General features: G+C 61.7%; 6 protein-coding genes. 2 read left to right on the top strand and 4 right to left on the bottom strand.

Annotation, left to right across the window (positions count from 1 at the left end):
- From AACQ95_RS03920 to rnt, 3 genes are all read right to left on the bottom strand, one after another.
- The coding region (locus AACQ95_RS03920) for a hypothetical protein (RefSeq protein ID WP_241280662.1) at positions 1-233 on the bottom strand (233 nt) is incomplete at its 3' end.
- Positions 234-335: 102 nt separating this feature from the next.
- Positions 336-1,658, bottom strand: coding sequence for a Na+/H+ antiporter family protein (locus AACQ95_RS03915; protein ID WP_241280660.1), 1,323 nt, complete (start codon positions 1,656-1,658; stop codon positions 336-338).
- A 262-nt stretch (positions 1,659-1,920) separates the two neighbouring features.
- The gene (gene rnt / locus AACQ95_RS03910; protein ID WP_241280659.1) at positions 1,921-2,583 is read right to left on the bottom strand and encodes a ribonuclease T; all 663 of its coding nucleotides are present in this window, start codon (positions 2,581-2,583) and stop codon (positions 1,921-1,923) included.
- A 148-nt stretch (positions 2,584-2,731) separates the two neighbouring features.
- Between rnt and AACQ95_RS03905 the strand changes: the two genes are divergently transcribed.
- Both AACQ95_RS03905 and AACQ95_RS03900 read left to right on the top strand, forming a co-directional pair.
- Complete coding sequence (locus tag AACQ95_RS03905; RefSeq protein WP_241280657.1) at positions 2,732-4,705, top strand: methyl-accepting chemotaxis protein; 1,974 nt, start codon at positions 2,732-2,734, stop codon at positions 4,703-4,705.
- Between the two features lie 68 nt (positions 4,706-4,773).
- Positions 4,774-5,649, top strand: a complete 876-nt coding sequence (locus AACQ95_RS03900; protein ID WP_043141282.1) for a flagellar protein MotY — start codon at positions 4,774-4,776, stop codon at positions 5,647-5,649.
- Positions 5,650-5,722: 73 nt separating this feature from the next.
- Here AACQ95_RS03900 and gloA read toward each other — a convergent pair whose 3' ends face one another.
- Entirely contained in the window at positions 5,723-6,136 is a 414-nt protein-coding gene (gene gloA, locus AACQ95_RS03895) for a lactoylglutathione lyase (protein WP_241280656.1), read from the bottom strand.
- Positions 6,137-6,182 lie beyond the last annotated feature (46 nt).

Genomic DNA, 6,182 nt, shown 5'->3' with positions numbered 1-6,182 from the left:
GCCTCTGCCTCTGCCTCTGCCTCTGCCTCTGCCTCTGCCTCTGCCTCTGCCTCTGCCTCTGCCTCTGCCTCTGCCTCTGCCTCTGCCTCTGCCTCTGCCTCTGCCTCTGCCTCTGCCTCTGCCTCTGTCCTCCAGTCTGTAACACCTGGGACAAGCCAGCAGGCGGCTGTGACATCTAGGCCGGAGCATATGGTGGTTATCCAGAGCCAAGCGAGTACCTGCCAGCAGGACACCCGTGTCAAACCCTGGCTGGAGGACGGGTTGCACATGACGGACAACGAAAAGGCGACCCTGAGGTCGCCTTTTGCGTGTCTGCATCTATCTTGTCCGGGGGCTCAGAGCACCATGGCGGCAATCCAGCCGAAGATGATGAGCGGTATGTTGTAGTGGATGAAGGTGGGCACCACGCTGTCCCAGATGTGGTCGTGCTGGCCGTCGGCGTTGAGGCCGGAGGTGGGGCCGAGCGTCGAGTCGGAGGCGGGGGAGCCCGCATCCCCCAGCGCACCAGCCGCGCCCACCAGGGCTATGGTGGCCATGGGCGAGAAGCCGAGGTGGATGCACAGCGGCACATAGATAGTGGCTATGATGGGCACTGTGGAGAAGGAGGAGCCTATCCCCATGGTGATCAAGAGGCCGACCAGCAGCATCAGGAAGGCGGCGAGGCCCCTCTGGTCCCCGATCACCGCGGAGACGGACTGCACCAGGCTCTCCACCCCGTGGGTGGCCTTCATCACGGCGGCGAAGCCGGCGGCGGAAATCATGATGAAACCGATGAGAGACATCATGCGCACGCCCTGGGTGAAGGCGTCCTGGCTCTCGCGAAACTTGATGACGCCGCCGCAGGTGAAGATGACGAAACCGGCCAGCGCCCCCAGCACTATGCTGTTGGTCATCAGCTGCAGCCCCAGGGCCACGCCTATGGCCAGCAGGGCCACCCAGATGTGGTTGAGGTTGAGCTCCACCGCTTCCGGCTCGGCGGCCAGGATTTTTTCCAGATCATATTGGCGCGGCTTGCGGTAGCTGATGAAGACAGCGATCAAGAGACCGACGAACATGCCCAGCACAGGAATGGCCATCGCCAGCGGCAACTGGCCGTGCTCGACCGGCACGCCGTTGTCGATCAGGTTCTTGGCCAGGATGTTGTTGAGGAAGATGCCGCCAAAACCGACCGGCAACAGCATATAGGTCGCGGTCAGGCCGAAGGTGATGACGCAGGCCACCTGACGGCGGTCGATCTGCATCTGGGCCATGACGTGCAGCAGCGGCGGGATCAGGATGGGAATGAAGGCGATGTGCACCGGGATCAGGTTCTGGGAGGAGATGGAGACCGCCAGTACCGAGGTGAGCAGCAGGCTCTTGACCCAAAGAATGCGAGAGCTGCTGGCATCCTTGCCCAACTGGCTGATCACCTTGCGGGCCAGCAGGTCGGTGATCCCGGAGCGGGAGATGGCGACCGCAAAGGCCCCCAGCATGGCATAGGAGAGGGCGATTTCGGCGCCACCACCCAGACCACCGGTAAAGGTGCTGAGGGTCTCCTGCAGTGAGAGTCCGCCGATCAGGCCGCCGACGATGGCGCCGATGGAGAGGGAGACCACCACATTGATCCGCAGCAGGCTGAGCACCAGCATCAGCGCAACTGCGATAACAACAGGATTCATTTGATTTCCTTATAGATTGTGTTGCTGTCTGTCGTGTGAAAGGCCGTTAGTTTGCGAAAAACGTGACAAATGTCGAGTAAAAAATCAGGTAAAACGCCAGTTGGCAGCATTCCCGGCTGGGCTGAGGGAGCAAGACGGGCGTGGGGGTGAAAAACGGCCTTGTATGGGCCTGATTTCGCCATTCTGGTCAAACCAGCTTGATACTGCCAACCCAATAGAAGAAGGCTGCCAGGGCAGCCTTCTTGCTCATTGCTCAAACCGGTTATTCGCTCGCGTCGGCGGCGGGGGCATGGTCCGGATGGGCCGGTGGCCAGCCACCCAGGCTCTTCCAGCGGTTGACGATATGACAGAACAGCTCGGTAGTGCGTTCTGTGTCATACAGGGCGGAGTGCGCCTCTTTATTGTCAAACGGGATGCGGGCGCTCTGACACGCCTTGGCCAGCACGGTTTGTCCCAGTGCCAGGCCGGAGAGGGCTGCGGTATCGAAGGTGGCAAACGGATGGAACGGATTGCGCTTGAGGCCAGCGCGCTCGGCGGCGGCCATCACGAAGCCGTGATCGAAGGTGGCGTTGTGGGCCACTATGATGGCGCGGCCGCAGTCGTGCTCCTTCATCCCCTTGCGAATGCCCTTGAAGATCTCGGTCAGCGCTTCTCTCTCGCTGACGGCACCGCGCAGCGGATTGAAGGGGTCTATGCCGGTGAACTCCAGCGCCGCCTTCTCCAGGTTGGCGCCTTCGAATGGCTCGACGTGAAAATGAAAGATCTGGTCGGGCAGAAGCCAGCCATCCTCATCCATCTTGAGGGTATAGGCGGCGATTTCCAGCAAGGCGTCGGTTCTGGCATTGAACCCGGCGGTTTCAACATCGATGACGACGGGGTAAAAGCCACGAAAACGGCCCTTGAGGGTGTGAACAGCGTCGGTCATGGTATCTCGGTCGGCGTGAAATGAGGCGGCATTATGGCAAAAAAGCCGGCCCTTGTCCCTCATCCGCAGCCATGAGACAGGTGTCTGATTCTATTATCGACACTCGGGCTTATAATTGACCACTTCAACAATGGAATGGGGAGCGACGATGAATAAGCTGGGATTGGCGCACAAGATGTTGCTGGTGGTCTGCCTGCCGCTGCTGGCCTTGCTGTTTTTCTCCGGCCGATACGTGTATGAGCGTTATCGGGTCGAGCAGGAGATGGCGCAGGCGCAGGCCGCGCTCGAGGTGGTGCGAGAGGCGGCGCAACTGGCCCACGAATTGCAAAAGGAGCGCGGCATGTCGGCGGGCTTTTTGGGCTCCGGCGGCAACAAGTTCCGCGACGCTCTGCCCGCCCAGTGCAAGCTGGTCGATACCCTGCTGGCACGTTTCCACGAGGAGCCCGCCCTGCTGGCGCTGGGAGAGGTGCAACAGGCGCTGACCGGGCTTGTCGCCATGCGTGAACGGGTCAGTGCGCTGGGGGTCGAGGTGGCGGAGCAGGTCAGCTTCTACAGCCGTCTCATCAGTCAGCTGCTGGCCGTGGTGGATCAGGTCAGCCTCAACAGCCAGGATGCCGACATAGCGCTGCAGACCAATGCCTATGCCGCCTTCTTGCAGAGCAAGGAGCGCATGGGACTGGAGCGGGCGACTCTGAGCAATGTGTTCGGTCGTGACGGCTTCACCCCCGCGCTGTTGCAGCAATTCATCTCCCTGCTGGCGGCCCAGAATACCTATCTCGAGCGCTTCCAGGCGGTGGCGAGCCCGTCACAGCGTCAGCTGCTGGCCGACAGCCTGGCCTCTCCCGTGGTGGCCAAGGTGGCCGCCATGGAAAAACTGGCGCTGGACAAGGCGGCCACCGGGGGCTTCGGGGTCGATGCCGAAGCCTGGTTTGCCTTGAGCACCGACAAGATTGGCCTGCTCAAGGAGAGTGAGGATCGCCTCTATCAGCAGCTGTCCGAGCGGGTCAGCCAGATGCGGGCCCAAAGTGCCAGCGACTTCTGGTGGGCGGCCATCGGTGTCTTGCTGTGCGTGGCGCTGACCACCTTCGTCTGCTGGCGGGTGGTACGGGATCTGCATCTGGGCTTCATGGCCCTGCACCAGACCTTCAAGCGGCTGGTGCAGGAGAATGACCTGACGGTGCGAGTCAACTGGCAATCCGGTGACGAGCTGGGCGCGCTGGCACGGGATCTGAACCATTTCCTCGCACATCTCGAGGGGCTGCTGCTGGCGGTGCGCTGCTCCTGCGAGGTGCTGGCCCGCAGCGCCGCCGCGTCGGCAGACGTGATAGCCGAGGTTAACGCCGGCGTGGTCAGGGGCTTTGGTCAGGTGGATCTGGTGGCGACGGCCGCCACCGAGATGGCTTCCACCGTGGCCGAGATTGCGCGCAACGCGACCCAGACCTCGCTGGCGACCCAGCAGGCCATAGGCCGGGCCCGTCAGGGTGATAAAGAGGTGGATCAGACCATAGACGCCATCCAGCAGGTGGCGGGCACCCTGATCGATACCCAGCAACTGGTGGACAGCCTGCATCAGGATACCGAGTCGGTCGGCGAGGCGCTCAACCTCATCAAGCAGATCTCGGATCGCACCAATTTGCTGGCCCTCAACGCCGCCATCGAAGCGGCCCGTGCCGGTGAGTCAGGCCGCGGTTTTGCGGTGGTGGCCGAAGAGGTGAGGGCGCTGGCGTCGCGCACCCAGCAGGCGGCGGATGACATAGCGCGTATGCTGGTCCGTTTGCGCCAGGGCGCCAATCAGGCGGTCACCGCCATGCACCTGGGCACAGAGCAGGCGGGCCTGAGTGTGACCGAGGCCAAGCGGGCGGGCAGTGAGCTGACCGACATAGTCAACGAGGTGCGCAAGGTGAGCGACATGACGGCCCAGGTGGCGACGGCCACCGAGGAGCAGCGCTACGTCACCGACGACATACAGCACAACGTGATGACCATACGCGAGGTGTACGAGGCCCATCGCCTGCACTCGGAAACCTTGCAGCAGAACAGCGCCGAGCTGGATCTGCTGGCTCGCGAGCTGGCGGGCCGCATCGCCAGTTTCAAGCTGATGGAGCGTCCTGCACCCCACTGAGTGGTTTGCCCTAAAGCTTGTCCTGCCCTTGCCGATACCTAACGTGAGATCGTGTGGAGGGCAGGCAGTTGAACGCTTGGATGTTAGGGTTGGTCAGCATATCCGTGAGTATGCAGTTACAGGCGGGCGTCACCGAGTTTGGTGCCGGCCTGGATCAATCCGTCTGGCGCCTGACCTCGGACACGCAAGTGGAGTGTCGCCTCGAACACCCTATTCCCAACTGGGGTACGGGGGCCTTCGTCAGCCGGGCCGGCCGCAAGATCAATCTGGATTTTGAACTCAAGGGGCTGCGCCAGCAGGCCCAGACCCAGACGGTCAGTCTGGGGATCATGCCACCAGTCTGGCGCCCCGGCATCGCCGGACGGGAAGTGAGCCAGCTGCGTTTCTATCAGCAGTTCGATGGCCTGGTGGAGGGACAGACCGCCTGGACCATGCTGGACGAGCTGGAGGGGGGGCGCATGCCGACCTTCCAGTACCGCGACTGGTATCGCCAGAACCGGCCGGTGCGGGTGTCGCTCTCCTCGGTCAACTTCCGGGTCAAGTATCAGGCTTTCGTGGATTGCCTGAACGGCCTGCTGCCATACAGCTTCAACGACATCGCCTTCAGCGTGCTCACCTATGACAAGAACAGCGACCAGCTGTCGCTCGCTTCCAAACGGCGGCTGGCGATGATCGGTGAGTATGTGAAGGTCGACAAGAGTATCGATGTGGTGGTGATCGACGCCTACAGCGACAGCTATGGTGGTCGCTGGCCGAACCAGAAACTCTCCGAGAAACGGGCCGATGCCATCAAGAAGGTGTTCGTGGATCTGGGTATTGAACCCGGCAAGGTCTCGGTCGAGGGGCATGGTGAGAAGCAGCACGTCGCCTCCAACGAAACCGAAGATGGCCGCGCCAGGAACCGGCGTGTGGTGATCAACATGGGCCGTAATGGCGCCATCTGATGGTCGGTTATCATTCAATGAAAAAGAGCGCCTTGGCGCTCTTTTTTTATGGGGATCTTGTCCTGACCATGCCTTAGAAGCTGTCACCCAGGCCTGTGCCTGCATCTTTCTTGGCGATCAGTTCAATCTTGTAACCATCCGGATCTTCCACGAAGGCGATGACCGTCTTGCCACCCTTGACCGGGCCCGGCTCGCGGGTGATCTTGGCGCCGGCGGCACGCAGCGCATCGCAGGTGCCATAGATGTCGTCCGCTTCCAGCGCGATGTGGCCGTAGGCCGATCCCAGCGCATACTCGCTCACGCCCCAGTTGTAGGTGAGCTCGATGACGGCCTCATCCTTCTCGTCGCCGTAACCGACGAAGGCCAGGGTGTACTTGTATTCGCTGTTCTCGCTCTTGCGCAGCAGCTTCATCCCCAGCACCCGGGTGTAGAAGTCGATGGAGCGTTGCAGATCGCCGACGCGCAGCATGGTGTGCAGAATTCTCATGGCTTAATTCTCCCCTTGGTATTCACGATTCTGTAATCAGGCAGGA

This window comes from Aeromonas sp. MR19 (assembly GCF_963899305.1).
Taxonomy (GTDB): Bacteria; Pseudomonadota; Gammaproteobacteria; order Enterobacterales; family Aeromonadaceae; genus Aeromonas; species Aeromonas bestiarum.
Note: the sequence above shows the minus strand (reverse complement) of the source record. Positions and strands in the feature narration are given on the sequence as shown.

What these genes read in the sequence shown, in the direction of transcription:
- AACQ95_RS03915 (WP_241280660.1), bottom strand. Translation starts at nt 1,658, where the DNA reads ATGAATCCTGTTGTTATCGCAGTTGCGCTGATGCTGGTGCTCAGCCTG.
- rnt (WP_241280659.1), bottom strand. Translation starts at nt 2,583, where the DNA reads ATGACCGACGCTGTTCACACCCTCAAGGGCCGTTTTCGTGGCTTTTAC.
- AACQ95_RS03905 (WP_241280657.1), top strand. Translation starts at nt 2,732, where the DNA reads ATGAATAAGCTGGGATTGGCGCACAAGATGTTGCTGGTGGTCTGCCTG.
- gloA (WP_241280656.1), bottom strand. Translation starts at nt 6,136, where the DNA reads ATGAGAATTCTGCACACCATGCTGCGCGTCGGCGATCTGCAACGCTCC.